The sequence below is a fragment of the Micromonospora sp. I033 genome (assembly GCF_053890995.1).
Genome location: NZ_JBSSLX010000018.1, coordinates 24,114 through 49,183 on the forward strand (window position 1 = coordinate 24,114; position 25,070 = coordinate 49,183).

25 protein-coding genes are annotated in these 25,070 nt (G+C 73.0%); 11 read left to right on the forward strand and 14 right to left on the reverse strand.

Translation table 11 applies throughout. From position 1 onward, the window contains the following. Positions 1 to 15: 15 nt before the first annotated feature. The 4 genes from ACW0Q9_RS05470 to ACW0Q9_RS05485 are packed head-to-tail and all read left to right on the forward strand — an operon-like array spanning position 16 to position 3,382. The gene (locus tag ACW0Q9_RS05470) at positions 16 to 645 is read left to right on the forward strand and encodes an MBL fold metallo-hydrolase (protein ID WP_456178837.1); all 630 of its coding nucleotides are present in this window, start codon (positions 16 to 18) and stop codon (positions 643 to 645) included. A gap of 6 nt (positions 646 to 651) precedes the next feature. Beyond that, positions 652 to 1,593 carry a hypothetical protein gene (locus ACW0Q9_RS05475; protein WP_456178838.1) on the forward strand — a complete coding sequence of 314 codons (942 nt, stop codon included), beginning with the start codon at positions 652 to 654 and terminating at the stop codon, positions 1,591 to 1,593. A 43-nt stretch (positions 1,594 to 1,636) separates the two neighbouring features. Further along, positions 1,637 to 2,377, forward strand: a complete 741-nt coding sequence (locus tag ACW0Q9_RS05480) for an SCO6745 family protein (protein ID WP_456178839.1) — start codon at positions 1,637 to 1,639, stop codon at positions 2,375 to 2,377. Between the two features lie 42 nt (positions 2,378 to 2,419). Then, entirely contained in the window at positions 2,420 to 3,382 is a 963-nt protein-coding gene (locus ACW0Q9_RS05485; RefSeq protein ID WP_456178840.1) for a GNAT family N-acetyltransferase, read from the forward strand. Between the two features lie 72 nt (positions 3,383 to 3,454). Here the strand turns inward: ACW0Q9_RS05485 and ACW0Q9_RS05490 are convergent, their stop codons facing one another. Further along, on the reverse strand, positions 3,455 to 3,910 hold the full coding sequence (locus ACW0Q9_RS05490; RefSeq protein ID WP_091260426.1) for a gamma-glutamylcyclotransferase: 456 nt from the start codon (positions 3,908 to 3,910) through the stop codon (positions 3,455 to 3,457). A 165-nt stretch (positions 3,911 to 4,075) separates the two neighbouring features. Between ACW0Q9_RS05490 and ACW0Q9_RS05495 the strand changes: the two genes are divergently transcribed. After that, positions 4,076 to 5,479: an NAD(P)H-quinone dehydrogenase gene (locus ACW0Q9_RS05495; protein WP_456178841.1), complete on the forward strand. Its 1,404-nt coding sequence runs from the start codon at positions 4,076 to 4,078 to the stop codon at positions 5,477 to 5,479. On the opposite strand, the gene ACW0Q9_RS05500 is transcribed toward ACW0Q9_RS05495, so the two are convergent. The 4 genes from ACW0Q9_RS05500 to ACW0Q9_RS05515 all read right to left on the reverse strand — a co-directional run bounded on the left by ACW0Q9_RS05500 (position 5,457) and on the right by ACW0Q9_RS05515 (position 7,610). Continuing rightward, positions 5,457 to 6,131, reverse strand: a complete 675-nt coding sequence (locus ACW0Q9_RS05500) for a DUF998 domain-containing protein (protein ID WP_456178842.1) — start codon at positions 6,129 to 6,131, stop codon at positions 5,457 to 5,459. The two genes, ACW0Q9_RS05495 and ACW0Q9_RS05500, sit on opposite strands and share 23 nt — an antisense overlap. A 99-nt stretch (positions 6,132 to 6,230) precedes the next feature. Further along, positions 6,231 to 6,563: a helix-turn-helix domain-containing protein gene (locus ACW0Q9_RS05505; protein ID WP_456178843.1), complete on the reverse strand. Its 333-nt coding sequence runs from the start codon at positions 6,561 to 6,563 to the stop codon at positions 6,231 to 6,233. Then, entirely contained in the window at positions 6,560 to 6,928 is a 369-nt protein-coding gene (locus ACW0Q9_RS05510; protein ID WP_456178844.1) for a type II toxin-antitoxin system RelE/ParE family toxin, read from the reverse strand. The genes ACW0Q9_RS05505 and ACW0Q9_RS05510 overlap by 4 nt, the downstream gene beginning before the upstream one ends. 67 nt (positions 6,929 to 6,995) lie before the next feature. Further along, positions 6,996 to 7,610, reverse strand: a complete 615-nt coding sequence (locus ACW0Q9_RS05515; RefSeq protein ID WP_456178845.1) for a DedA family protein — start codon at positions 7,608 to 7,610, stop codon at positions 6,996 to 6,998. A gap of 508 nt (positions 7,611 to 8,118) precedes the next feature. On the opposite strand from ACW0Q9_RS05515, the gene thrS reads away from it, so the two are divergent. Further along, complete coding sequence (gene thrS, locus ACW0Q9_RS05520; RefSeq protein ID WP_456178857.1) at positions 8,119 to 9,351, forward strand: threonine--tRNA ligase; 1,233 nt, start codon at positions 8,119 to 8,121, stop codon at positions 9,349 to 9,351. 46 nt (positions 9,352 to 9,397) lie between these two features. Here thrS and ACW0Q9_RS05525 read toward each other — a convergent pair whose 3' ends face one another. From ACW0Q9_RS05525 to ACW0Q9_RS05540, 4 genes are all read right to left on the reverse strand, one after another. Beyond that, the gene (locus ACW0Q9_RS05525; protein WP_456178858.1) at positions 9,398 to 11,386 is read right to left on the reverse strand and encodes an ABC transporter ATP-binding protein; all 1,989 of its coding nucleotides are present in this window, start codon (positions 11,384 to 11,386) and stop codon (positions 9,398 to 9,400) included. 119 nt (positions 11,387 to 11,505) lie between these two features. Beyond that, the gene (locus ACW0Q9_RS05530) at positions 11,506 to 13,239 is read right to left on the reverse strand and encodes an ABC transporter ATP-binding protein (protein ID WP_456178846.1); all 1,734 of its coding nucleotides are present in this window, start codon (positions 13,237 to 13,239) and stop codon (positions 11,506 to 11,508) included. Further along, positions 13,233 to 13,754, reverse strand: a complete 522-nt coding sequence (locus ACW0Q9_RS05535) for a MarR family winged helix-turn-helix transcriptional regulator (protein ID WP_456178859.1) — start codon at positions 13,752 to 13,754, stop codon at positions 13,233 to 13,235. Before ACW0Q9_RS05535 ends, ACW0Q9_RS05530 begins: the two co-directional genes overlap by 7 nt. 130 nt (positions 13,755 to 13,884) lie before the next feature. Beyond that, a complete protein-coding gene (locus tag ACW0Q9_RS05540; protein ID WP_456178847.1) occupies positions 13,885 to 14,328 on the reverse strand; it encodes a DoxX family protein in 444 nt (147 codons plus the stop codon). 91 nt (positions 14,329 to 14,419) lie between these two features. Between ACW0Q9_RS05540 and ACW0Q9_RS05545 the strand changes: the two genes are divergently transcribed. Further along, on the forward strand, positions 14,420 to 14,968 hold the full coding sequence (locus ACW0Q9_RS05545; protein ID WP_456178848.1) for a TetR/AcrR family transcriptional regulator: 549 nt from the start codon (positions 14,420 to 14,422) through the stop codon (positions 14,966 to 14,968). 36 nt (positions 14,969 to 15,004) lie between these two features. On the opposite strand, the gene ACW0Q9_RS05550 is transcribed toward ACW0Q9_RS05545, so the two are convergent. Together ACW0Q9_RS05550 and ACW0Q9_RS05555 are read right to left on the reverse strand one after the other, a co-directional pair. After that, positions 15,005 to 16,444 carry a GuaB1 family IMP dehydrogenase-related protein gene (locus tag ACW0Q9_RS05550; RefSeq protein ID WP_456178849.1) on the reverse strand — a complete coding sequence of 480 codons (1,440 nt, stop codon included), beginning with the start codon at positions 16,442 to 16,444 and terminating at the stop codon, positions 15,005 to 15,007. A gap of 82 nt (positions 16,445 to 16,526) precedes the next feature. Then, positions 16,527 to 18,278, reverse strand: a complete 1,752-nt coding sequence (locus tag ACW0Q9_RS05555; RefSeq protein WP_456178850.1) for an acetyl/propionyl/methylcrotonyl-CoA carboxylase subunit alpha — start codon at positions 18,276 to 18,278, stop codon at positions 16,527 to 16,529. Between the two features lie 131 nt (positions 18,279 to 18,409). On the opposite strand from ACW0Q9_RS05555, the gene ACW0Q9_RS05560 reads away from it, so the two are divergent. The 4 genes from ACW0Q9_RS05560 (at position 18,410) to ACW0Q9_RS05575 (ending at position 22,184) form a co-directional block, all read left to right on the forward strand. Further along, positions 18,410 to 19,009 (forward strand): PadR family transcriptional regulator, encoded by a 600-nt coding sequence (locus ACW0Q9_RS05560; RefSeq protein WP_456178860.1) that lies wholly within the window; start codon positions 18,410 to 18,412, stop codon positions 19,007 to 19,009. 115 nt (positions 19,010 to 19,124) lie between these two features. Further along, positions 19,125 to 20,084, forward strand: coding sequence for an ATP-binding cassette domain-containing protein (locus ACW0Q9_RS05565; protein ID WP_456178851.1), 960 nt, complete (start codon positions 19,125 to 19,127; stop codon positions 20,082 to 20,084). Positions 20,085 to 20,101: 17 nt separating this feature from the next. Beyond that, the gene (locus tag ACW0Q9_RS05570) at positions 20,102 to 20,857 is read left to right on the forward strand and encodes an ABC transporter permease (RefSeq protein WP_456178852.1); all 756 of its coding nucleotides are present in this window, start codon (positions 20,102 to 20,104) and stop codon (positions 20,855 to 20,857) included. Positions 20,858 to 20,921: 64 nt separating this feature from the next. Next, positions 20,922 to 22,184: an MFS transporter gene (locus ACW0Q9_RS05575; RefSeq protein WP_456178853.1), complete on the forward strand. Its 1,263-nt coding sequence runs from the start codon at positions 20,922 to 20,924 to the stop codon at positions 22,182 to 22,184. 183 nt (positions 22,185 to 22,367) lie between these two features. Here ACW0Q9_RS05575 and ACW0Q9_RS05580 read toward each other — a convergent pair whose 3' ends face one another. The 3 genes from ACW0Q9_RS05580 to mycP are packed head-to-tail and all read right to left on the reverse strand — an operon-like array spanning position 22,368 to position 24,819. Further along, positions 22,368 to 23,021 carry an O-methyltransferase gene (locus tag ACW0Q9_RS05580; RefSeq protein ID WP_456178854.1) on the reverse strand — a complete coding sequence of 218 codons (654 nt, stop codon included), beginning with the start codon at positions 23,019 to 23,021 and terminating at the stop codon, positions 22,368 to 22,370. Between the two features lie 9 nt (positions 23,022 to 23,030). Beyond that, positions 23,031 to 23,687 (reverse strand): Maf family protein, encoded by a 657-nt coding sequence (locus ACW0Q9_RS05585; RefSeq protein ID WP_456178855.1) that lies wholly within the window; start codon positions 23,685 to 23,687, stop codon positions 23,031 to 23,033. Positions 23,688 to 23,697: 10 nt separating this feature from the next. Further along, complete coding sequence (gene mycP, locus ACW0Q9_RS05590; protein ID WP_456178856.1) at positions 23,698 to 24,819, reverse strand: type VII secretion-associated serine protease mycosin; 1,122 nt, start codon at positions 24,817 to 24,819, stop codon at positions 23,698 to 23,700. Between the last annotated feature and the right edge of the window lie 251 nt (positions 24,820 to 25,070).

Below are 25,070 nucleotides of genomic sequence, written 5' to 3' on the forward strand. Positions count from 1 at the left end.
AATCGAGGAGTCACGATGCAGGTCACCAAGTACGCCCACTCCTGCCTGCGGCTGGAGCACGACGGGGGAGTGCTGGTGGTGGACCCCGGTGTCTACAGCGAACCCGAGGCGCTGGACGGGGTGGACGCCGTGCTGATCACCCACGAGCACCCGGACCACGTCAACGTCGAGGCGCTGACCCGGGCGCTGGACCGCCGACCGGTCCCCGTCCACGGTCCGGCCTCGCTCGCCGGCGTCCTCGGCGACGCGGCCGAGGCGCTGACCGTGGTCACGCCCGGTGAGTCGTTCACCCCGGCCGGGGTGGCGGTCCGCGCGTACGGCGGCCAGCACGCCGTCATCCACCCGGACATCCCGGTCGTCCAGAACCTGGGTTACGTGTTCAACGACGTGGTCTACCACCCGGGCGACTCGCTGGTCGTCCCCGACGACGTCCAGGTGGACACCCTCTTCGCCCCGATCCACGCGCCCTGGTCGAAGTTCTCCGAGGTGGTCGACTTCATCCGGGCGGTCGCCCCGCGGCGGGCCTTCGCGCTGCACGACGCGCTGCTCAACGACAAGGGCTTCGGCGTGCTCGACCGGCAGTACACCGCGCTGTCGAAGACCGAGTACCGGCGGCTGGAACCGGGCACCCGGATCGACGCCTGAGCGGGCATGGCCGGTCCACCCCCCGACCTGGTCCAGCGGCTCTACGCGACGCCGCCGGACCGCTTCGTCGCGGCCCGCGACGCCGCCGTGGCCGAGGCGCGCCGCGCCGGCGATCCGAAGGCCGCCCGGGAGATCGGCAAGCTGCGTCGGCCCACCGTGGCGGCCTGGCTGGTCAACCTGCTCGCCATCCGCCGCCCGGAGCTGGTCGCCGACCTGGCGCAGCTCGCCGAGTCGCTCCGCTCCGCCCAGCGCGAGCTGCGCGGCGGCCGGCTCCGCGAACTCTCCGCGCAGCGCCGGGCCGTGGTGGGCGCGCTGGTCGCCGAGGTACGCGAGCTGGCCACCGCCGAGCCGGGCGCCCCGCCGGTCGGGAAGCTGCCGCTCGGCGAGGTCGAGGCGACGCTGAACGCGGCGCTCTCCGACACCGAGGTGGCCGAGCAGGTACGCGCCGGCCGGCTGCTGCGCCCCAGCCACTACGCCGGGTTCGGCGAGGTGCCCCGGCCGCAGCTGCGGCTGGTCACCGGGGGCGGGGAGGAGGAACCCGCCGTACCGGACCGGGCGGCCGAGCGGGCCGAGGCCCGGCGGACGCGTGACGAGCGGGCCGCCGAGCGGGCGGCCCGGGCCGAGCGGGCGAAGCGCCGCCGGGCCCTGGACCGCGAGCTGGCGAAGGCCCGCGACGACCAGGACCGGGCCGAGGCGGAGCTGGCCGAGGCCACCGGCGCCGAGCGGGACGGCGCGGCGGAGCTGGACCGGATCGAGACCGAGCTGGCCGAACTGGAACGCCGCCGGGCCGTCGCCGAGCAGGAGCTGAGCCGGGCCAAGCTGGCCCGCCGGGGCGCGGAACGGGCGCTCACCGCCGCCCGCCGGCGCACCGGCGAGGTGGAGGCCGCGGTGGAGGCGCTGGACGCCGAAGAGGGGGATGCCGCGGAGGGTGGCGACGAGGCAGACTGACCGTGATGGATGACCACGGTGGACGGACGGTGGGGTGCCGCCGATGACCCCGGAGCAGGTCGCCGCCGCCAGCAAGCCGCTGGTGCTGGAGCTCGGGGAGGCGTTCTCCCGCTGCCCGTCGACGCTGCGTCGGGCCCGGCTGCTCGGCATCTCCGGCTGGGCCTTCTACATCACCGGCCGGGCCGGCGCGCTCGGCGACGTCCGCGCCGAGACGGTCGCCGCCGCACTCGGTTTCATCGCCCCGGAGGCCGTCGCCGACGGCTGGGACGCCGCCGTGCGGACCGTCCCGCCGCTGGAGGTGGCGGGCGCGAACCTGGCCGAGTGCTGCCGGTGGGGCGCCACCCACCTCGGCGACGCCCCGGAGACCTCCCGCCTCGCCGGGCTGCTGCGCCGGGCGGTCGACGCGGCGGACGGCAGCGGCATGCCGCTCTTCGCCGCCTGGCGGGCCATGCCCGTCGACGACCCCGCGCCCGGGGCCCGGGCGGCCGTCGCGCTGCTGCTGCTCCGCGAGCACTTCGCCGGGGCCTACCTGCTGGCGGTGCGGGCCGCCGGGATGACACCGCTGGAGGCGGTGCTGGCCGGGCCGGAGGGGGACGCCGGAGCCGCCGCGTGCGGCTGGTCACCGCCGTACCCGCCGGTGGGGCCGCTGGTGCGGCGGCGGCTCTGGGCCGAGGCGGTGACCGACCGGCTGGTCTCGCCGGCGTTCCGGGCGCTCGGCCCCGGCGAGGGCGCGGAACTGCTCAACCTGCTCACCGCCGCCCGGCTGCACGTCCGCGGCGGATAAATGGGGAGCGCGGTCGCCGGGACGGCTGTCAGGATCTGCCGCGTGACGATTCCCGCCGGCTGGACCGCCCGCCGCCCCACCCTCGACGACGTGCCCGCGATCCTCACGGTGGTGCACGCCGCCGACACCTTCGCCGTCGGCTACCCCGACTTCGACGCCGAGGACGTCCGGGACGCCCTGACCGCGCCCTTCGTCGACATGGCCCGCGACTCGTGGCTGGTCACCGACCCGGACGGCGTCGCCGTCGGCTGGACGATCCTCAGCAACCCCACCGGGGTGGGCCGCGAGTGGGTCGAGGTCTACGTCGACCCGGACCGGGCGGCTGACCTGCGCGCGCCCCTGCTGGCCCGGCTGCTCGACCGGGTCGCCGAGCGGGCCGCGGAGCGCGGCCTGCCCGCGCTCACCGCCCGCACCGGCGTCTTCGCGCCGGAGACCCGCTGGGCGGAGGAGCTGGCCGAGGCCGGCTTCACCCTGCTCAAGCGTTACATCCGGATGACCCGCTCGCTGGCCGACCTGCCCGCCGAGCCGCCGCTCCCGGCCGGGGTGACCATCCGGCCGCTGCGCGCCGACGACGAGGCCGACCTGCGGCTGTTCCACCGGATCTTCGACACCGCGTTCCGGGACACCCCCGACTACGAGCCGGTCGACTTCGACGCGTGGCGCGAGCAGCTTCCCTCGTACGGCAAGGTGTGGGACGAGTGGTTCCTGGCCGAGGTCGACGGCGAGCCGGCCGGCGCGCTCCAGTCCTCCGACCAGGCGCTGGACCAGGACATGGGCTGGGTCCGGACGCTGTCGGTGCTGCCCGCCCACCGGCGGCGCGGGGTGGGGGCGGCGCTGCTGCGCCGGGCCTTCGCCGTCTACGCCGCGAAGGGCCGGGCCGAGGCCGGTCTCGGCGTCGACCTGGCCAACCCGACCACCCCGGTCACCCTCTACCGCTCGGTCGGGCTGGCCGAGGCGCGCTGGACCGACATGTACGAGCGGAGTGTCCCCGCCGCGGGTGTGTGATGCGCGACCCGCCGCGGGGCCGCCGCCCGGCCGGGGAACCGGCCGGAGCAGACTGGAGACGTGGGATACGCGCTACGCGGACGCGGTGCCGGTGGGGCGGGACCGCAGCTCGGTGACGTAGTCGTCCGGCGCGCCCGCCTTCTCCGCCGCGTTCGCGATCTCCGAGAGGTACCACGACGTCGGCAGGCCGCCCTCGTAGCCGTCGAAGACGTAGACCCAGGCGGTCACATCCCCGTCCAGCGTCGAGACGCGCACGGTCAGCTTCCGGTACGTCCCGGAGGTCACGCCCTCGATCTCGTCGAGCTGGGCCGCGTCGTACGGGTGGATGTCGTAGAGCGCCACGAAGACCCGGTCGCCCGGCGACTCGACGACCGTGCTGACCGAGCCCTCCCAGCCGATGACGTCCTCGCCCGCGAAGGTGAGCCGCCACCCCTCCAGCCAGCCGGTACCCACCATCGGCGAATGCGGACAGTAGGCACGCATGCGGGCGGGGTCCAGGTTTGAGCCGTAGGCGGCGTAAAGACGCACGGCGATGACGATAGCCCGGCCGACGGGTGGGGGAGAATACGACGGTGCGTGTCGAGCGCGACGGGGAGAAGAAAGTCACTGTGAGCACTGACGAGGGGCGAGCGCGGTGAGCGCGAGGAGTGCAGCGGAGCGGAGCCCCGCAGTCGCGAACGAAAGGATGGCTCCGTGAGCCAGATCGTGATCATCGGCGGGGGGCCGGCCGGGTACGAGGCGGCGCTGGTCGCCGCCCAGCTGGACGCTGATGTCACCGTGGTCGAGGCGGAGGGCGCCGGCGGCGCCTGCGTGCTCTCCGACTGCGTGCCCTCCAAGACCTTCATCGCCAGCTCCGAGGTGGTCACCGGCTACCGGGACACCGAGGAGTTCGGCGTGCACTCCGACGGGCTGGAGGCGGTCACCGTCGACGCCCCGGCGGTGCACGAGCGGGTCAAGCGGCTCGCCCTGGCCCAGTCCGCCGACATCCACGCCAAGCTGGTCAAGGCGGGGGTCGAGTTCGTCGCCGGCACGGCCCGGCTCGGCGAGGACACCCTCGGCCACACCCACCGGGTGATCGTCGCACCGACCGGCGGGGGCGAGGAGTACTCGATCGCCGCCACCACCGTGCTGGTCGCCACCGGCGCCACCCCGCGCCAGCTCCCCACCGCGCTGCCCGACGGCGAGCGCATCCTGACCTGGCGCCAGGTGTACGACCTGCCGGAGCTGCCCGAGCACCTGATCGTGGTGGGTTCCGGCGTGACCGGCGCGGAGTTCGCCAGCGCGTACCTGGCCATGGGGGTCCAGGTCACCCTGGTCTCCAGCCGGGACCGGGTCATGCCGCACGAGGACGCGGACGCCGCCTCGGCGATCGAGCGGGTGTTCCGCAACCGGGGCATGACGATCCTCAACAACTCCCGCGCCGAGGCGGTCCGGCGGGTCGGCGACGGCGTCGAGGTGGAGCTCGCCGACGGCCGGGTGGTGGCCGGCTCGCACGCGCTGATCGCGGTCGGCTCGATCCCCAACACCGCCGACCTGGGCCTCGCCGAGTACGGCGTCGAGCTGGCCCGGGGCGGTTACGTCACGGTCGACCGGGTCTCCCGGACCAACGTCCCCGGCATCTACGCGGCGGGCGACTGCACCGGGGTGCTGCCGCTGGCCAGCGTCGCCGCCATGCAGGGCCGGATCGCGATGTGGCACGCCCTCGGCGAGGCGGTCCGGCCGCTGCGGCTGCGTACCGTCGCGGCGAACGTCTTCACCGACCCGGAGCTGGCCACCGTGGGCGTCTCCCAGGACGAGGTCGACGCCGGCAAGGTCCCGGCCCGCCAGGTGATGCTGCCGCTCTCCGGCAACGCCCGGGCGAAGATGGACGACCTGGCCGACGGCTTCGTCAAGCTGTTCTGCCGGCCCGCCAGCGGCCAGGTGATCGGCGGCGTGGTGGTGGCGCCGAAGGCCAGCGAGCTGATCCTGCCGATCACCATGGCGGTGGAGAACAACCTCACCGTCAACGAGCTGGCCCAGACCATCACGATCTACCCGAGCCTGTCGGGCTCGATCACCGAGGCCGCCCGCCAGCTCATGCTCCACGAACTGGAGTGACCTCGCGCTTTCGCGCCGGCACGGCGAGGTGGGGGCGTTCCCAGCGTCGGGACACCGCCACCTCGCCGAACCGGCGCCCGGCCAGCGTGGCCGCCACGACCGCGAGCACGGCGACCTCGGCGAGGATGAGCAGGCGCTCGGCGAGGCCGATCAGCACCCGGTCACCGGGGTAGGCGGACCAGATCATCGCCGCGGCCAGCAGCAGGCTGGTCAGCGCGAGGCCGCGCAGCCAGCCGGCGGCCCGCCCGCCGAGCCGCCGGGCCAGCAGCCAGCCGGCGACCGGCAGGGCCAGGAAGGCCACCACCGAGGCGTACCGGTGCAGGTAGGCGGCGGTGTCCATGGGCAGCCCCGGCTCGTTGGTGGGCACCACCGCGGCGGCCACCAGGCCGGCCGACCAGGCCACCAGCAGCACCCCCGCGGTCCGGCCCGCGCCGGCACGACGCAGCGCCGGCAGGAGTACGACGGTGGCCGCCGCCAGGACGGCCATGGCCGTGTCGATGACGCCGCCCCGGTCGGAGACGGCGAAGTCGCTGACGGTCAGCGACCAGGGATTCAGGTCGTCGCTCACCTCAAGGTGACCGAGGACGGCGAGCACCGCCGCCAGGGCGATCCCGCCGAGGGCCAACAGGCCGCTGCTCCGGGTTCCAGGCATGCCCCAGCCTGTCGCCGGAAGCGCCCGAAACGGATCCGGGACCACCACCCACTTCGATCCCGGGGTCGCCCCCTACCGGCTGCTCGGGGTGGGAGGGAATCACGCCACGTTGAGCTGGATGTTTCCGATCCGGGCGACGACGTCGAGATGCCCGCCGAGGCCTGTGACATAGGCCCTGAGCGTCTCCAGGTTGGTGCTCTCGCCGTTCTCGATCTGGCTGATCCTCGCCTGGGACAATCCGGCGGCCTCGGCCAGCTGGGTCTGCGTCATGCCCAGCTGCTTGCGGATCTCGGCGAGCTGCGCGCCGCTGACCGACGCGAGCATCTGCTCGCGGAACTGTCCACGCCGAGCCGCGCGGTCAGGCTCGTCCCATGTCGGATCGATCTTCCTGGCCTTGGCCTTGACGTCTCGCCAGTCGGCTCCATCGGTCATTGCTCGGCTTCCTTCAGGCTGATGAGGTGCTCCTGGAACCGCGCGTCCGCCAGGGGGATGGCCGTCCGGTACCAACTCTGCCACTGTCCCGACTTGTCCCCGGCCACCAGGAACACGGCTTCCCGCAACGGATCGAAGGCGAAGATCATCCGTACCTCCGTCGGTCCGGCCGAGCCGGGTCGTAGCTCCTTCATGTGATGAAACGTGCTGCCTTTCAGTCGGTCGACCAAAGGGCGCCCCAGCGCGGGGCCGTGCTCCCCGAGCAGGTCGATCGCTTCGCTGACGAGGTCAGCCGTGAGGGAGTCGGCCCCGCACAGGTCAAGGAACCACGCTTCGACCTCCGGATGCAGCCTGATCTCCCACATGTCGTCAATATAAGGGCAGCTTATATCGCCTGCCTGCGGGACACACGGGAAGAGTGAAACTGCCCGGTCAGTCGACCGTTGCTTTGGCTTCGGTGCGGGTGTGGCGGGCGCTGATCACCGTCATGGCCCAGCCCGCCCCCGCGAACCCGGCCGCGGCCGCCCCGCCGATGAGCAGCAGCCGCCACGCCGACTCGGTCAGCGCGGCGCCGCCGAGGTGGCCGACGAGCGTCCCGTACGCGGCCCAGGCGGTGGCCGCCGCCGCCTCGTAGAGGATGAAGAGGCGGTACGGGTAGCGGCTGCGCCCGGCCGAGAAGCAGGCCGCCATCCGGCCTCCGGGCACGAAGCGGCAGAGCAGGATCACGAGCGGCCCCGGTTCGCGCAGCCCACGGGTGACCCGGGCGGCGGCGCGGCGGGCCCGGCCCGGCGTCGCGTGTCGCGGCTCGTGGCGGGCGGGCGCGGTGCGGCCCAGCACGTAGCAGGCGAGGTCGCCGACGAAGACGCCGAGCGCGCCGACCGCGATGGTCAGGGGCAGGTTGAGCCCGCCGTAGACGGTCAGCGCGCCGCTGGTGATCATGACGACCTGCGTCGGCACCACCGGCACGAAGGCGTCGGCGACCAGCAGCGTGAGCAGCACCGCGTACGCCCAGGCGGGCGACGCGACGTCAGAGATGAGTTCGGCCACGACCGCCACCTCGCCGGAGTTCCCCGTTCGACCGCACCGAGCTTGACGGCGTGTCCCGCGTCACCGCGAGCAGCCCCGCCCGGCGGTGACCGCCGACACCAGCAGGCCACCGGTGTTCAACGAGACAGCGTGGCCGAATGTGACGACCTGCCGGGGCGCCGCCGACGGCCGGGGCGGGCGGCGAATCGCCGGTCCGCGGCGTACCGTTGTCCGGAAGCGGCTCCGGCGACGTCGGGTCCCCCGTTCCCGACGGACGGGCCGCCGCGGGTCGCCGGCAGGTCCCGTGCCGGCGACCCGCCCCCACCGCACCGCGTCGAGGTGCGTCGCGAAATCCAGGTGCGTCCACCGCCCCGCCGTGCGTACCGTCGCCCCATGCGCAGCGCGGTGGTGACCACGACGCCGGGTATCCCCGGCGCGCCGCACTGACGTATCCGTCGACGAGGCCCCGGGGCGATCCGCTCCGGGGCCGCGTCGTGTTCCGGGTCAGCTCGCCTCCGGGTCGTACCCGATCAAGGAGAGCGACATGATCGACCACCGCAGGCTCGGCCGGGACCTGGAGCTGTTCGTCTCGGACCCGCTGGCCGGTGCCGGGCTGCCGATCTGGCTGCCGGCCGGCGCCGCCGCCCGGCACGCCGTCGAGGAGTACGTGCGGGAGCTGGAGCGCCGGGCCGGCTACCGGCACGTCTACTCGCCGCCCCTGGGCAAGCGGGAGCTGTTCGCGCTCTCCGGCCACCTCGGCTACTTCGCCGACGACATGTTCCCGCCGATGCGGCTGAGCGCCGACGACGAGTTCGTGCTGCGCCCGGCGCTCTGCCCGCACCACGCGCTGGTCTTCCGCGCCCGGGGCCGCTCCTACCGGGAGCTGCCGCTGCGGATCGCCGAGATCGGCGGCATGTACCGGGCGGAGCGTTCCGGGGTGCTCGGCGGGCTGTCCCGGGTGCGCGCCATCTCGCTCAACGACGCGCACAACTTCTGCGCGCTGGAGCAGGTCGGCGACGAGGTGCGGGAGATCCTCCGGCTGATCCGCGAGGCGCACGCCGCGCTCGGCGTCCGGCCGGCCGGGTTCCGGCTGTCGCTGCGCGGGCCGGGGGAGAAGTACGTCGGCGACGACGCCGAGTGGGCGCGGGCCGAGGACCTGCTCCGCGCCGCGCTCGACGGGGTGGACCACCACGAGGGCCCGGGCGAGGCCGCCTTCTACGGCCCGAAGATCGACATCCAGATCCGGGACGCGGCCGGCCGGGAGTCGACCATCTCCACCATCCAGCTCGACTTCGACAAGCCGGAGCGGTTCGACCTGTCGTACACCGACGCGGACGGACGCCGGAAGCGGCCGGTCATGGTGCACCGGAGCCTGGTCGGCAGCATGGAGCGGCTCTTCGCGTACCTCATCGAGGTGCACGCGGGCGCCTTCCCGGCCTGGTACGCCCCGGTGCAGCTGGTGCTGCTCCCGGTCGACGACGGCCAGGCCGAGGCGGCCGTGGCGCTGGCCCGCCGGGCCGAGGCGGCCGGCCTGCGGGCCGAGGTCGACCTGGCCGGCTCGCTGGGCGCCCGGATCCGTGACGCGGCCCGCCGGAAGGTCCCGTACCTCGGGGTGGTCGGCCCGCGGGAGGCGGCCGACGGGGCGGTCTCGCTGCGCCTGCGCGACGGTCGCGGGCTCGACCCGATGCCGGCGGCCGACGCGCTCGGGCTGATCGGCCGGGTGGTCGCCGCCCGCTCCGCCGAGCTGCTCCCGCCCGGCTGACGGCCGACGCGCCGCCCCGGCCGGGTCGCCGCTCGTGGCGTCCACGTCAGCGCCCGGCCGGCGCGGCCGCCGGCTTCCCGGGCGGGCCGCCGGGCCCTCCCGGCGGACCGCCGCCGGGCCGTCCGGGCGGTCCGCCGGCCGGCAGCGGCGCGGCGGCCTCCTCGTCGACCACCGCGGCGGAGAACTGCGACCGGTAGAGCTGGGCGTACGCGCCGTTCGCGGCGACCAGTTCGTCGTGGGTGCCCTGCTCGACGATCCGGCCCTGCTCCATCATGAGGATCAGGTCGGCGTCCCGGATGGTGGAGAGCCGGTGCGCGATGACGAAGCTGGTCCGGTCCGAGCGCAGCGCCGCCATGGCCCGCTGGAGCAGCACCTCGGTGCGGGTGTCGACCGAGCTGGTCGCCTCGTCGAGGATGAGCAGCGACGGCTCGGCGAGGAACGCCCGGGCGATGGTGATGAGCTGCTTCTCGCCGGCGCTGACGTTGCTCCCCTCCTCGTCGATCACGGTGTCGTAGCCGTTCGGGAGGCTGCGCACGAACCGGTCCACGAAGGTGGCCCGGGCCGCGGCCAGGATCTCCTCCTCGGTGGCCGTCGGCCGCCCGTACGCGATGTTGTCCCGGATGGTGCCGCCGAAGAGCCAGGTGTCCTGGAGCACCATGCCGATCCGGCCGCGCAGCTCGTCCCGCTTCATCGACCGGATGTCCACCCCGTCCAGGGTGATCCGGCCGGCGTCCAGCTCGTAGAACCGCATGATGAGGTTGACCAGGGTGGTCTTGCCGGCGCCGGTCGGGCCGACGATGGCCACCGTGTGCCCGGGCTCGGCCACCAGCGACAGGTCGTCGATCAGGGGCTTGTCCGGGTCGTACCGGAAGGAGACGTGCTCGAACTCGACCCGGCCGGTGACCCGGGGCGGCGCGGGCCGGTCCGGGGCCTGCTCGTCGGCGTCGAGCACCTCGAAGACCCGCTCGGCCGAGGCCACCCCGGACTGGAGCAGGTTGGCCATCGAGGCGATCTGGGTCAGCGGCTGGGTGAACTGCCGCGAGTACTGGATGAACGCCTGCACGTCGCCGAGGCTCATCGTCCCGGAGGCCACCCGCAGCCCGCCGACCACGGCGATCGCCACGTAGCTGAGGTTCCCGACGAACATCATGGCCGGCATGATGATCCCGGAGATGAACTGGGCTCCGAAGCTGGCCCGGAACAGCTCCTCGTTCTTGGCCGCGAAGGCGGCCTGCGCCTCGCGCTGCCGGCCGAAGACCTTGACCAGCTCGTGGCCGGTGTACGTCTCCTCGATGAGACCGTTCAGCTCGCCGGTGTGCCGCCACTGCGCGATGAACCGGCGCTGCGACCGCTTGGCGATCTGCTGCGTGACGAGGACCGACAGCGGCACCGCCACCAGGGCGACCAGGGCCAGCAGCGGCGAGATCCAGACCATCATGGCCAGCACGCCGACCACGGTGAGCAGCGCGCTGAGCAGCTGGCTGAGCGTCTGCGACAGGGTCTGCGAGATGTTGTCGATGTCGTTGGTGACCCGGCTGAGCAGCTCACCCCGGGGCTGCTTGTCGAAGTAGGGCAGCGGCAGCCGGTTGAGCTTCTCCTCCACCTCGGCGCGCAGCCGCAGCACGGTGCGCTGCACCACTCCGTTGAGCAGCCAGCCCTGCCACCACATGAGCAGGCTGGCGCCCAGGTAGAGCGCGAGCGCCAGGGTGAGCGTGCGGCCCAGCGCGGTGAAGTCGACGCCCGCCCCGGGCACCACGTCCATCCGGGCCAGCATGTCGGCGAAGTTGTCGTTGCCGGCGGCCCGGGCCGCGGCCACCGCCTGTTCCGGGGTGGTGCCGGCGGGGATCTGCCGGCCGATCACGCCGGCGAAGATGAGGTCGGTGGCGTGCCCGAGGATCTTCGGGCCGATCACGCTCGCGCCGACGCTGGCCACCGCCAGGGTGATGATCGCGGTCAGCGAGAACCGGTGCGGCCGGAGGCGGCCCAGCAACCGGCGGGCGGACGGCCCGAAGTTCATCGACTTCTCCGCCGGCATGGCGGCGCCCATCCACGGCGGCCCGCCGCCGCGCCGCCCGGCCTCGGGCAGCCGCTGCGGCGCCCGCCCGTCGGCTGCGGCCTTCGGGCCCGGACCCGGCTTCTGCCCCGGCACCGCGCTCACGCGGTCACCTCCGCCGTCTGCTGGGACGCCACGATCTCGGCGTACGTCGGGCAGGTCACCAGCAGCTCCTCGTGTCGTCCGATCCCGACGACGGCCCCGTCCTCGAGCACGATGATCTGGTCGGCGTCGACGATCGTGGAGACCCGCTGGGCCACGATCACCACCACCGCGTCCGCGGTGACCGGCCGGAGCGCGGCCCGCAGCCGGGCGTCCGTGCCGAGGTCGAGCGCGGAGAAGGAGTCGTCGAAGAGGTAGATCTCCGGCTTGCGGACCAGCGCGCGGGCGATCGCGAGCCGCTGCCGCTGGCCTCCGGAGACGTTCGTGCCGCCCTGCGCGATCGGCGCGTCCAGCCCGCCCGGCATCTCGGCGACGAAGTCCCGGGCCTGGGCGATCTCCAGCGCCGCCCACAGTTCGGCGTCGGTCGCGTCCGGGTTGCCGTAGCGGAGGTTGCTGGCGACGGTGCCGCTGAACAGGTACGGCCGCTGCGGCACCAGCCCGATCCGGCGCCACACCTCGTCCGGCTCGAGCAGGCGTACGTCCACCCCGTCGACCAGCACGGCGCCGGCGGTCGGGTCGACCAGCCGGGGGATCAGGGTGAGCAGGGTGGTCTTGCCGGCGCCGGTGGACCCGATGATGGCCGTGGTGCGGCCGGGGCTGGCCCGGAACGAGATGTCGTGCAGCACCGGCGCGCTGGCCCCCGGGTACTGGAAGGCGACGCGGCGGAACTCCAGCTCCGCGCGCCGGGTCATGGCGATCATCGGCTCGGCCGGCGGCACCACCGACGACTCGGTGTCCAGCACCTCGACGATCCGTTCGGAGCAGACCGCCGCGCGCGGCACCATCATCAGCATGAAGGTGGCCATCATGACCGCCATCAGGATCTGCATCAGGTACTGCAGGAAGGCGGTGAGCGCGCCGACCTGGATCTGACCGGAGTCCACCCGCTCCGCGCCGAACCAGAGCACCGCGACGCTGGAGACGTTGAGCACCAGCATCACCACCGGGAAGATCAACGCCTGGAGCCGGCCGATCCGCAGGGCGGTCGCGGTCAGGTCGGTGTTCGCCACCCGGAAGCGTTCCGTCTCGTACGGCTCGCGGACGAAGGCCCGGACCACCCGGATGCCGGTGATCTGCTCGCGCAGCACCCGGTTGACGGTGTCGATCCGGGTCTGCATGAGCCGGAAACCCGGGACCATCCGCCGGGTGATGAGGCCCAGCGCGACGGCCAGGACCGGTACGCAGACCAGCATCAGCCAGGAGAGGCCCACGTCCTCCTGGAGCGCCATCACCACGCCGCCGACGCTCATGATCGGCGCTGCCACCAGCATGGTGCAGCTCATCAGCACGAGCATCTGCACCTGCTGCACGTCGTTGGTGTTCCGGGTGATCAGCGAGGGCGCGCCGAACCGGGCCACCTCCCGGGCGGAGAAGCGGTTGACGTGCGCGAAGATGCCGGCCCGGACGTCCCGGCCGAAGCCCATCGCGGTCTTCGCGCCGAGGTAGACGGCGACGATCGAGCAGGCGATCTGGAGCAGGCTGACGAGCAGCATCATGCCGCCCGTACGCATGATCTGGTCGGTGTCGCCCAGGGCGACGCCGCGGTCGATGATGTCGGCGTTGAGGCTCGGCAGGTAGAGCGATGCCATCGTGCCGACGAACTGGAAGGCCACCACCGCGGCCAGCATCCGCCGGTACGGGCGCAGGTGGGTTCGGAGCAGGCGGATCAGCACGGACGGCTCCCCGATGGGTTCTCGGTGTCGGACTCGCTGCCCGGGTTCAACCGGCGAAGGTCCCCATCGGACATGCTCGTGATGATTTCCGTGAGGAACTCCCGGATCACCGCCTGCTTCGCCGGGTCCGCGTCGACCGAGGTGAGCGGCCGGTTGCTGTGGATCAGGTCGATGATGGCGAGGGCGTGCTCCCGCCCCTTGTCGGTCAGGCTGAGCTGGACGCTGCGCCGGTCGTTGGGGTCCCGGCGACGGGCGACGAAGCCGTCCCGCTCCAGGGTGTCGACGATGCCGGTGAGGGTGGCCGGCCGGACGAAGCACCGCTCGGCCATCTCCCGGTGGGTGCTGTCGCCGGCCCGCAGCAGCACGAGCAGCACCCGCATGCCGGCCGAGGTGAGGCCGTGGTGTTCGGCGAGGTAGCGCCCCCAGTGCTGCTCGACGACGTGCCCGGCGATCGAGATGAGCCGGCCGAGCGGCGCCTGCTGGAGCGCGTCGGGGAAGCGGACGAGCGGTCCCATGTTCACGGGCATGAGGTTAGCCCCCGGACCGTCAGGGCCCAAACTATTTTCCGGAGCCGTCGCTCTCTCGTGATCCGGGCGTCCTTCCGTCCGCCGCGAACGGGAAGGTCGCCCAGGATCCCGGCTCCGGTCAGCCGCCGAACACCACCGCCAGGGCGGCGGCGACGAAGACGACCTGGAGCACCGTGCGGGCGCCGAGCGGGGTCACGGGACGGCCGGCGAGCGTGAGCCCGCGACGGGCGGCCGAGACGTTGGCCGGGAACATGGCCAGCATCAGCAGCGCCAGGCCGGCGGCCGCCGCCCGCGCGGTGGCGGGCAGGAGCAGCCCGAACGCCCCGGCCAGTTCGAGCACCCCGGTCAGGGTGACCAGCAGGTCGGGCCGGGGCAGCCGCGGCGGCACCATGGCGACCAGGTCGGCGCGGCGGGACAGGAAGTGGGCCGAGCCGGTCAGCACGAACATCAGCGCGAGGCCGACCCGCAGGGCGGGGTGCCAGCCGTCGAGGGCGGCCACGCCGAGCAGGCCGGCGATCCGGGCCGCCGCGGTGCCGGCGAGCAGGGCGATCAGGGGTGCCATGGGTCACGCCTCTCGGGAGGGGATCAACTTGTCGATGACAAGATTGCGCCGCGAGAGGCCATCTTGTCAATGGCAAGTTAGAGTGGTGCGCATGACCCAGTCCCGCGCGTACCACCACGGCGACCTGCGCCGCGCCCTGCTCGACGCGGCGGCGGAGGTGATGGCGGAGTCGGGCCCGGCCGCGTTGAGCCTCCGTGACCTGGCCCGCCGGGCCGGCGTCTCGCACGCCGCCCCCGCCCACCACTTCGGCGACAAGGCCGGGCTGCTCACCGCGCTCGCCGCCCAGGGCTTCGAGCTGCTGGCCGAGGCGCTGCGCGGCGCCGGCGACGACCTGGTCGACACGGGGGTCGCGTACGTGGGTTTCGCGGTCCGGCACCGGGCCCATTTCGAGGTGATGTTCCGCCCCGACCTCTACCGCGCCGACGACCCCGAGGTGGTGGCCGCCCGGACCCGCGCCGGCGAGCTGTTGCGCACCGGGGTGGCCCGGCGCACCGGGCGGGGGCCGGACGTGGACGCGCTGGCGGCCTGGTCGATCGTGCACGGCTTCGCCACGCTCTGGCTCTCCGGCGCCCTGCCGCCCCGGGTCGGCCCCGACCCGGAGGCCGCCGCCCGCACCGTGATCAGCCGGCTCTTCCCCTGACCGCCGGGCCCCTCGGTGCGGGACCCGGCGCCCGGATCACCAGCTCGTCGGCAGCGGCATGCCCTCGGTGTAGCCGGCGGTGCTCTGCACGCCGACCAGGGCCCGCTCGTGGAACTCCTCCAGGCTGCGCGCGCCCGCGTAGGTGAACGCGCTGCGCACCCCGGAGATGATCTCGTCGATGAGGTCCTCGACGCCCGGCCGGGTCGGGTCCAGGTACATCCGGGCCGAGGAGATGCCCTCCTCGAAGATCGCCTTCCGGGCCCGGTCGAACGCGCTGTCCTCGGCGGTCCGCGCGCTCACCGCGCGGGCCGAGGCCATGCCGAAGCTCTCCTTGTAGCGCCGGCCGTCGGCGTCGGTGTAGAGGTCGCCGGGGGACTCGTAGGTGCCGGCGAACCAGGAACCGATCATCACGTTCGAGGCGCCCGCCGCGAGCGCCAGCGCCACGTCCCGCGGGTGACGTACGCCGCCGTCGGCCCAGACGTGCCGGCCGAGCGAGCGGGCCGCCGCGGCGCAGTCGAGCACCGCGGAGAACTGCGGGCGGCCCACGCCGGTCATCATCCGGGTGGTGCACATGGCGCCCGGCCCGACGCCGACCTTGATGATGTCGGCGCCCGCCTCGACCAGGTCGCGTACGCCGTCGGCGGTGACCACGTTGCCCGCCGCCACCGGCACCCCGGGGTCGAGCTTGCGGACCGCCCGCAGCGCCGAGATCATCCGCTCCTGGTGCCCGTGCGCGGTGTCCACCACCAGGGTGTCCACCCCGGCCTCGAGCAGGGCGGCCGCCTTGCCGGTGACGTCGCCGTTGATGCCCACCGCGGCGGCGACCCGCAGCCGGCCCCGGTCGTCGACGGCCGGCTTGTAGAGCGTGGCGCGCAGCGCGCCCGACCGGGTCAGGACCCCGACCAGGCGGCCCTCGGCGTCCACCACCGGGGCGAGCCGCCGCCGGCCCGCCGAGAGCCGGTCGAAGCCGGTACGCGGGTCCGCGTCCGCCGGCACGGTGTGCAGTTCGGTCGACATCACGTGCCGGAGCTGGGCGAAGCGGTCCACCCCGACGGTGTCCGCCTCGGTGACCACGCCGAGCGGGCGGCCCTCGTCGTCCACCACGATCACCGCGCCGTGCGCCCGCTTCGGCAGCAGGTGGATGGCGTCGCCCACGGTGTCGGTCGGGCCGAGCGTGATCGCGGTGTCGTGCACCAGGTGCCGCTGCTTGACCCAGGCGACGACGTTCGCCACCACCTCGATCGGGATGTCCTGCGGGATCACCGCGATGGCGCCGCGCCGGGCCACCGTCTCGGCCATCCGCCGGCCGGCGACCGCGGTCATGTTCGACACCACCAGCGGGATGGTGGTGCCGGTGCCGTCGGCCGAGGCCAGGTCGACGTCGAGCCGGGAGCCCACCTCGGAGCGGTTGGGCGCCATGAAGACGTCGTTGTAGGTCAGGTCGTGCGCGGGGACCGCGCCATGAAGGAACCGCACCCGGCCATCATTCCTGCTCGCGGCCGGTCCCGCCGCCGCTGGTGGCCCAAACCACCCCCGGCCGCGGGACCGCCGCCGACGGTCAGGAGATGGTGCAGATCGCCGCCCCGGCGGTGATCACCGCACCGACCTCGGCCGACAGGCCGCTGACCGTGCCGCCCTTGTGGGCGTGCAGGGGCTGCTCCATCTTCATCGCCTCCAGGACCACCACCAGGTCGCCCTCGGCGACGGTGTCCCCGTCGGCCACGGCGATCTTGACGATGGTGCCCTGCATCGGCGAGGTGAGCGCGTCGCCGCCGACCGCCGCGCCGGCCTTGGCGCCGCCGCCCCGGCGGGCCGGCTTCTTCGCGGCGGGCGCGGCGGCCGCCGTACCCGCGCCGAGGCCGGCCGGGAGGTTGACCTCCAGCCGCTTGCCGCCCACCTCGACCACGACCGTCTCGCGCTCGGCCGGGCCCTCGACGGCGCCGGCGGGGGCGGTGAAGGCCGGGACGGTGTTGTCCCACTCGGTCTCGATCCACCGCGTGTGCACGGTGAACGGCTCGGCGGTGAACGCCTCGTCGCGGACCACCAGCCGGTGGAAGGGCAGCGCCGTGGCCATGCCCTCGACGACCATCTCGTCCAGCGCCCGGCGGGCCCGTTCCAGCGCCTCGGTACGGGTCTCGCCGCTGATGATCACCTTGGCCAGCAGCGAGTCGAAGTTGCCGCCGATCACGTCGCCGGCCGAGACGCCGGTGTCCACCCGGACACCCGGGCCGGTGGGCAGCCGCAGCGCGGTGATGGTGCCCGGTGCGGGCAGGAAGTTTCGGCCCGGGTCCTCGCCGTTGATCCGGAACTCGATCGAGTGCCCGCGCGGGGTCGGGTCCTCGGTGAACCGCAGCTTCTCGCCGTCGGCGATGCGGAACTGCTCGCGGACCAGGTCGATGCCGGAGGTCTCCTCGGTCACCGGGTGCTCCACCTGGAGCCGGGTGTTGACCTCCAGGAAGGAGATGGTGCCGTCCGCGCCGACCAGGTATTCCACCGTGCCCGCGCCGTGGTAACCGGCCTCCCGACAGATCGCCTTGGCGCTGTCGTGGATCTGCCGGCGCTGGGCCTCGGTGAGGAACGGCGCCGGAGCCTCCTCGACCAGCTTCTGGTGCCGACGCTGGAGGGAGCAGTCCCGGGTGCCCACCACGATCACGTTGCCGTGCTGGTCGGCCAGGACCTGCGCCTCGACGTGGCGGGGCTGGTCCAGGTAGCGCTCGACGAAGCACTCGCCCCGGCCGAACGCGGCGACCGCCTCGCGGGTGGCCGACTCGAACAGGTGCGGGATCTCCTCCATCGTGCGGGCCACCTTGAGGCCGCGCCCGCCGCCGCCGAAGGCCGCCTTGATGGCGACCGGCAGGCCGTGGTCGACGGCGAAGGCCATCACCTCGTCGGCGTTGCCGACCGGGTCCGGGGTGCCGGGGACCAGGGGCGCTCCGGCCCGCTGGGCGATGTGCCGGGCGGTCACCTTGTCGCCGAGGTCGCGGATCGCCTGCGGGGTGGGGCCGATCCAGGTCAGCCCGGCGTCGATGACGGCTTGGGCGAAGTCGGCGTTCTCGGAGAGAAAGCCGTAGCCGGGGTGCACCGCGTCGGCGCCGGCCCGGGCGGCCACGTCGATCAGCTTGTCGATCCGCAGGTAGCTGTCGGCGGCGGTGTCGCCGCCCAGGGCGTACGCCTCGTCGGCGAGGGTGGCGTGCAGGGCGTCCCGGTCGGAGTCCGCGTAGACGGCGACGCTCGCCAGGCCGGCGTCGCGGCAGGCGCGGATGACGCGGACGGCGATCTCGCCGCGGTTGGCGATGAGTACCTTGCGCACCTTGGTGGCTCCTCCCGAGGTCGTTGCCGGGAGTGTATCGGCCGGGGATTCGGCCCTAACGATCGCTCAGTGTGGGATGCCGCACTGTAGTCAAGTTTGGTTATTACGCTTGTCCGGTGTCGGCAACACGGATGATGATTCTGGGCCTGGTCAGGTGGATGCAGCCGGTGCACGGCTACGACGTACGCCGTGAGCTGCTGAGCTGGAGCGCGGACAAGTGGGCCAACGTGCAGCCCGGTTCGATCTACCACGCGCTGCGCAAGCTCACCGACGAGGGACTGCTCCGGACGGTCTCCGTCGAGCAGGTCGGCGCCCGCCCCGCCCGCACCACCTACGAGGTGACGACGAAGGGGGAGGAGGAGTTCGAGACCCTCCTGCGCGCGCAGTGGTGGCAGCTCAACGAGCCGCCGGACCCGTTCGTGGCGGCGTTCTCCTTCCTGCCGGCCATGCCCCGCGACGAGGCCGCGGCGGCCCTGCGCAACCGGGCCAACCTCATCCGGGCCGGCGTCGAGTCGATGCGCGCCTCGTTGGACTCGGACTGGGTGCGCAACCGCAAGCCGGTGCACGTCGGCTGGATGTTCGAGCTCTGGCTGGCCCGGGCCGAGGCGGAGATGGCCTGGTGCGAACGGATCGCCGAGCGGATCGAGTCCGGAGTGTCGTACCTGCCTGCTGGGCTGGAGCAGGCCGAGGGGTGGTCGGGCTGGACGGACGGCGCTCCCGACGCGGAATAATCAACGTTGACCACAAGAGTTATATCGCGTTAGTCTCTGCGCGAGCCGTGAGGGAGTCGTGCGTCCTCGCGGACCATCGGCCGGTCCCGTCCGGCCCGGAGGACCAGGAGCAGACATGATCGAGACCAGGGGGCTGCGGAAGTCGTTCCGCTCCCGCGCGGGTCGCGAGACGAAGACCGTGGACGCGGTCCGCGGCGTCAACCTGGAGGTGGCCGAGGGGGAGATCTTCGGCTTCCTCGGCCCCAACGGCGCCGGCAAGACCACCACCCTGCGGATGCTCGCCACCCTCATCGAGCCGGACGGCGGCGAGGCCACCATCGCCGGGGCCGACCTGCGCAAGGACCCGGCCGAGGTGCGCCGGCGGATCGGCTACGTGGCCCAGGGCGGCAGCACCTGGGACGAGTCCACCGCCCGCGAGGAGCTGGTGCTGCACGCGCGGCTCTACGGCATCTCGAAGGCCGAGGCGCACCGCCGCGCCACCCGGGCGCTCGACGCCTTCCAGCTCAGCGAGTACGCCGACCGCAAGTGCAAGACCTACTCCGGTGGCCAGCGCCGCCGGGTCGAGATCGCGCTCGGCATCATCCACGAGCCGAAGATCGTCTTCCTGGACGAGCCGACCACCGGCCTCGACCCGCAGAGCCGGGCGCACATGTGGGACGAGATCCGCCGGCTGCGCACCGAGGGGATGACCGTCTTCATCACCACGCACTACCTCGACGAGGCGGACGCGCTCTGCGACCGGATCGCGATCATGGATCACGGCGAGGTGGTCGCGGAGGGCACCCCGGCGGAGCTGAAGCGCGAGATCTCCGGCGAGGTGGTGCTGGTCGGCCTCGACGCGGCCACCACCCCGCAGGCCGCCGAACTGCTCGACACCGAGGCGTACGTCAGCAAGCTGGAGACGATCGACGAGGGCGGCCTGCGCCTCTACGTCGACGAGGGCGCCACCGCCATCCCGCAGGTGCTGCGCCGCCTCGACCACGCCGGGCTGGAGCTGCGCTCGATCGAGCTGCACCGCCCCAGCCTCGACGACGTCTTCCTCACCAAGACCGGCCGCTCGCTGCGCGAGTCCTGAGCATCGGGAGCACTGTCATGAAACTCGCCCGCGACACCTGGCTGATCTTCCAGCGCCAGATCCAACTGCTGCTGCGCAACCCCGTCTGGGTCTTCGTCGGCGTCTTCCAGCCGGTGATGTACCTGCTGCTCTTCGCCCCGCTGCTCAAGCCCGCGCTGAACGCGCCGACCCAGGCAGCCGCCTACAAGATCTTCGTGCCCGGCCTGCTGGTGCTGCTGGCCATCTTCGGCGGCCTGTTCCAGGGCTTCGGCCTGATCGCCGAGCTGCGCGCCGGGGTGATCGAGCGGTCCCGGGTCACCCCCGTCAGCCGGCTCGCCCTGCTGCTCGGCCGCTCACTGCGGGACGTGGTCTCGCTTGTCGCGCAGGCGGTCATCATCACCCTGCTGGCGCTCCTGTTCGACCTGCGCGTGTTCATCGGCTACCTGCTGCTGGCCTACCTGATGCTCGCCCTCATCGCGCTGATGACCTCGGCCGTCTCCTACGGCGTCGCGCTCAAGGTCAAGAGCGAGGACGCACTGGCCCCGCTCATGAACACCGTGGCCCAGCCGGTGCTGCTGCTCTCCGGCATCCTGCTGCCGCTGACCTTCGCCCCCGGCTGGCTCCAGGGCGTCGCCAAGTGGAACCCGTTCTCCTGGTCGGTCGACGGCGTCCGGGCGCTCTTCGCCGGCGACCTGGGCAACGAGAAGGTCTGGCAGGGCCTGTCGATCATCGCGGTACTCGCCGTCGCCGGGGTGGTCTGGGCCGCCCGGCAGTTCGCCCGCAGCGTTCGCTGAGGCGGACGAGAGCTGCCTCTCATCCAGGGCGGGGCGCCGGCCGGGCGCGCGTAGCGTAAGGCCGGTGCCCCGCCTCACCCGTGACCGGACGACCTGGCTGACCTACGCCCAGCTGGGGTTGTGGGGCTTCTTCCTCTACGGGTTCGGCCCCGTCGTGCCGCTGCTCCGCGACGAACAGGGCACCAGCGCCGCCGTCGCCGGCCTGCACAGCACCGGCATCGCGGTCGGCGCGCTGGCCGGCGGCGCGCTCTTCGCGCCGGCCGCCCGCCGCCTCGGCCGCGGCCCCGCCATCTGGCTCGGGCTCGCCGGCCTGGCCGCCGGCGTCGCCGCGCTCGGCCTGCTCCGCCCGCTGCCCGCCACCCTCGCCGCCGTCGCGGTCATCGCCACCTTCGGCATGATGGTGATCAGCGGGGTCAACGTCGTACTCACCGCCCACCACGGCCCCGCCGCGCCCGCCGCGCTCAGCGAGGCCAACGCGGCCTGCGCCGGCATGGGCATCCTCGCGCCGCTGGTCATCGGCGCGACCGTGGACGCCGGCCTCGGCTGGCGGCCGGTGATGGCCGTCGAGGTCGGGCTGATCACCCTGGTCGCCCTCGCCGCCGTGACCTTCCGGGTACGCCTGCCGAAGGCCGCCCCCGCTACCGCGGCTGCCGCCGACCCCGATCGCCCGATCTTGGACACTAACCGTTCGTCTCGAACGGAAACTGTCCAAGATCTCGGGCGTCGGGCGGTGCTGCCGCGGGCGTACTGGATCGCCTGGGTCCTGATGGCGGTGACCGGGTCGATCGAGGTCTGCCTGTCGCTCTGGACCGCCGACGTGCTCCGGACGCACGCCGGCCTCAGCGCGGGCGGGGCGTCCGCGGCCGTTGCGGCGATCGTCTGCGGCATGTTCGCCGGCCGACTCGCCGGCGGCCGGCTCGCGCTGCGCTGGCGGCCGGTGCCGCTGCTGCTCGCCGCGCTGACCGTCTCCCTGGCCGGGTTCGCGCTGTTCTGGTCCGCCCCGGTCGGCTGGCTGGCCGTCACCGGCCTGGTCGTGCTCGGGCTGGGCAACGCCCTGCACTACCCCCTGGCGATCTCCATCGCCCTCGCCGTGGCCGGGCCGGCCGCGGACAAGGCGGCCGGCTGGTCGTCGTACTCGATGGGGGTGGGGTTCGGGATCGCGCCGGTCGCGCTCGGCTGGGTGGCCGACGGCGTCGGCCCGCACCTGGCCTTCCTGCTCCTGCCCGGCTTCATCGCGGCGGCCCTGCTCCTCGCCGTCCGCCTCGGCCGTGCCCTGAGCCGGTCCTCTCCCACCGACGACCGCACCCCGATCTCGGTCGCCGCGTAGCCGACTCCCGCTCGCTCGCGTGATCGACTCCGGCCCGGCGGCTTGATCGACCCTCCGCTCGCCGGCTTGATCGACTCCGGCTCGGGCGGCTCGATCGGCCCCCCGTTCGCCGGCTTGATCGACTCCAGGTCGGCGAGGTGGCGGTGTCCGGCGGGTGCGGACCGCGCCACCTCGGCGTGCTGGTCAGAGCACCCGGGCCAGGCTCACGCCGTCGGCGATGGGAAGCATGACAACCTCGACGCGGACGTCGGCGAGGATCTCGTCGTTGAAGGCGGCGATCGCCCGGTCGTCGGCGTTCTGCGGGGCCAGCACCCGGCCGCCACGCAGCGTGTTGTCCACGGCGATCACCGCGCCCGGGCGCATCCGGGGCACCAGCTCGTCCCAGTAGATCGGGTAGCCGACCTTGTCGGCGTCGATGAACGCGAAGTCCAGGTAGCGCTCCTGCGGTAGCTGGCGCAGCGTGTCCGCGGCCGGACCGATGCGCAGCTCGATCCGGTGCTGCACGCCCGCGCGGGTCCAGTACCGCCGGGCCACGCCGGTGTACTCCTCCGAGATGTCGAAGCAGGTCAGGCGGCCGCCCTCGGCGAGGCCCCGGGCGATGGCCAGCGAGGAGAGCCCGGTGAACGTGCCCACCTCCACCGCCTGCCGGACGCCGAGCAGCCGGGTCAGGAAGGTCAGGAACGCGGCCTGCTCCGGCGCGACCTGCATGTCCGCCTGGGCGGGAAGGGCGGCGCGGGTCTCCTCGGCCAGCTCCCGGACGATCTCGTCGGGGGCGGACCCGTGCGCCACGAGGTACGCGTGCAGTTCCGGGGTCAGTGGCAACGGCTTCGTGCTCATGACCGGACGTTAGCCGAGATGCTCGATCTCCTGGCCCCCCGGCGCAACCTTCGTCCACAGGTCGGTGATGCTCAGCTCCAACTCGGCGAGGAGACCGCGCAGCAGCGGCAGGGAGAGCCCCACCACCGTGCCCGGGTCGCCCTCGATGCCGGTCAGGAACGCCCCGCCCAGCCCGTCGATCGTGAACGCCCCGGCGACGGCCAGCGGCTCACCCGTCGCCACGTACGCGGCGATCTCCGCGTCGCTGATGTCGGCGAAGTGCACAGTGGTCGAGGCCACCGCCTCCGCGCGGGACTCGTGCACCACGTCGAGCAGACAATGCCCGGTGTGCAGCACCCCGCTGCGCCCGCGCATCCGCTGCCACCGCCGGGTCGCGTCCGCCGCGTCGGCCGGCTTGCCCAGGATCTCGCCGTCGAACGCCAGCACCGAGTCGCAGCCGAGCACCAGCGTCCGCTCGTCCGGGTTGGGGCGCAGCCGGCCCAGCACCGCCTGCGCCTTCAGCCGGGCCAACTCCAGGCACAGATCCTCGGCCCGGTCGCTGACCACCTGCGACTCGTCGACGCCGCTGACCAGCACGTCGGGTTCGATCCCGGCGGCCTGGAGCAGCTTGCGGCGGGCAGGACTCTGCGAGGCGAGCACGAGGCGCAGCGGCACGGAAGTCAACACGTCACCGACGCTACCGGCTGATCCTCGGCGGCGGGTCGCCGGCACGTCGACGCCGGCGCCACACCAGGTAACCGCCGCCCGCCGCGAGCAGCACACCGAGCGTCGCCAGGCCGCGCACCGTCGAGTTGTCGTCGCCGCTGCCGTCCGACGCTTCGACGGTCGGCGCGGTGACCGACGGCGTCTCGAAGCCGAGTGGGGGGACGTCGGCCGTGAGGGCGGCGACCAGGTCGATGACGCCGTAGCCGTACTCGTCGTCCCGGCCGGGCGGGCCCTTGTCGATCGCGGTGGCGGTCAGGCGGTGCGCGACCTCCTGGGCGGGGAGGTTGGGGTACTTGGAACGGATCAGAGCGGCGGCCCCGGCCACGATCGCAGTAGCACCTGAGGTGCCGGTTCCCTTCGAGTACTTGCCGCCGTAGCTGGTGCTGTAGATGTCAACGGCAGGAGCCACGATGTCGACCTCCGGGCCGGTAACTGAAATCTCGGCATGGCTGCCGTCTTTGCGGACACCCCCGACAGCCAAGACTCCTGGTTCGGAGGCTGGATAGCCAACACGAACGTCCTCCGGGCGATTGCCGACGGACGCAACGACGACAATATCCGCCTCTAGGGCCGATTTGACGGCCCTCTGTAGTCGGACGCTAGCCCCGGCCGTCGCGGAAATGCTAATGACATCTGCCTGATGAGCGACTGCCCATTCCATGCTTTCCGCCAACTCTTCGGTGTCGCCCTTGCCGTCGATGAGTTTGGAGCGGATCGGTAGGATCTTGGCCCTTGGTGCGACGCCCAAGGCGCCGCCGCCGTTTCCGTTCCCATGAGCGGCGATCAGACCGGCCATAGATGTGCCATGGCTATCTTCGTCCTTCCTGCCATCACCATCGGCCGACACATCAGTTCCCGGGAGAAGGTTCCTCTGGAGGTCTGGGTGTGGATCGACGCCCGTGTCCGGGACAGCGACAACGACGCCCTCGCCCTGGCTCATCTGTTGAACTTCCTCAACCCTCAGGGAGGCCAGATGCCATTGATCTTTTCGGACCTGCTTGCTGTCATCGGCTGAAGGTGGCGGCTCGGCGGGCGCGGCCGAAGAAGCGGCGAGCGTCAATAGTGCGAGGCTAGTTACGAGGCTCCGTAGCATTATCGGTCGAAGCCGATTGCGGGACCGGGATCGATTGGCCCTTGTTCGTCGGGCGGCCGGACTACGGGGTCGACCCCTTCATCCATTTCCCATGGGTTGTCCGGATCCCATCGGCGTTGCGATTCGCTGCCTTCTTGGTTGTCTCGTCTGGGAAGGCGGCCACTTGCTGGGCCCCAACTCAAGTTTGTTGCCCCCGGACTGCCACCCAACGGAGTGAGGCCATGCAACCCGTGGGACTGTGTCGTGCGGCC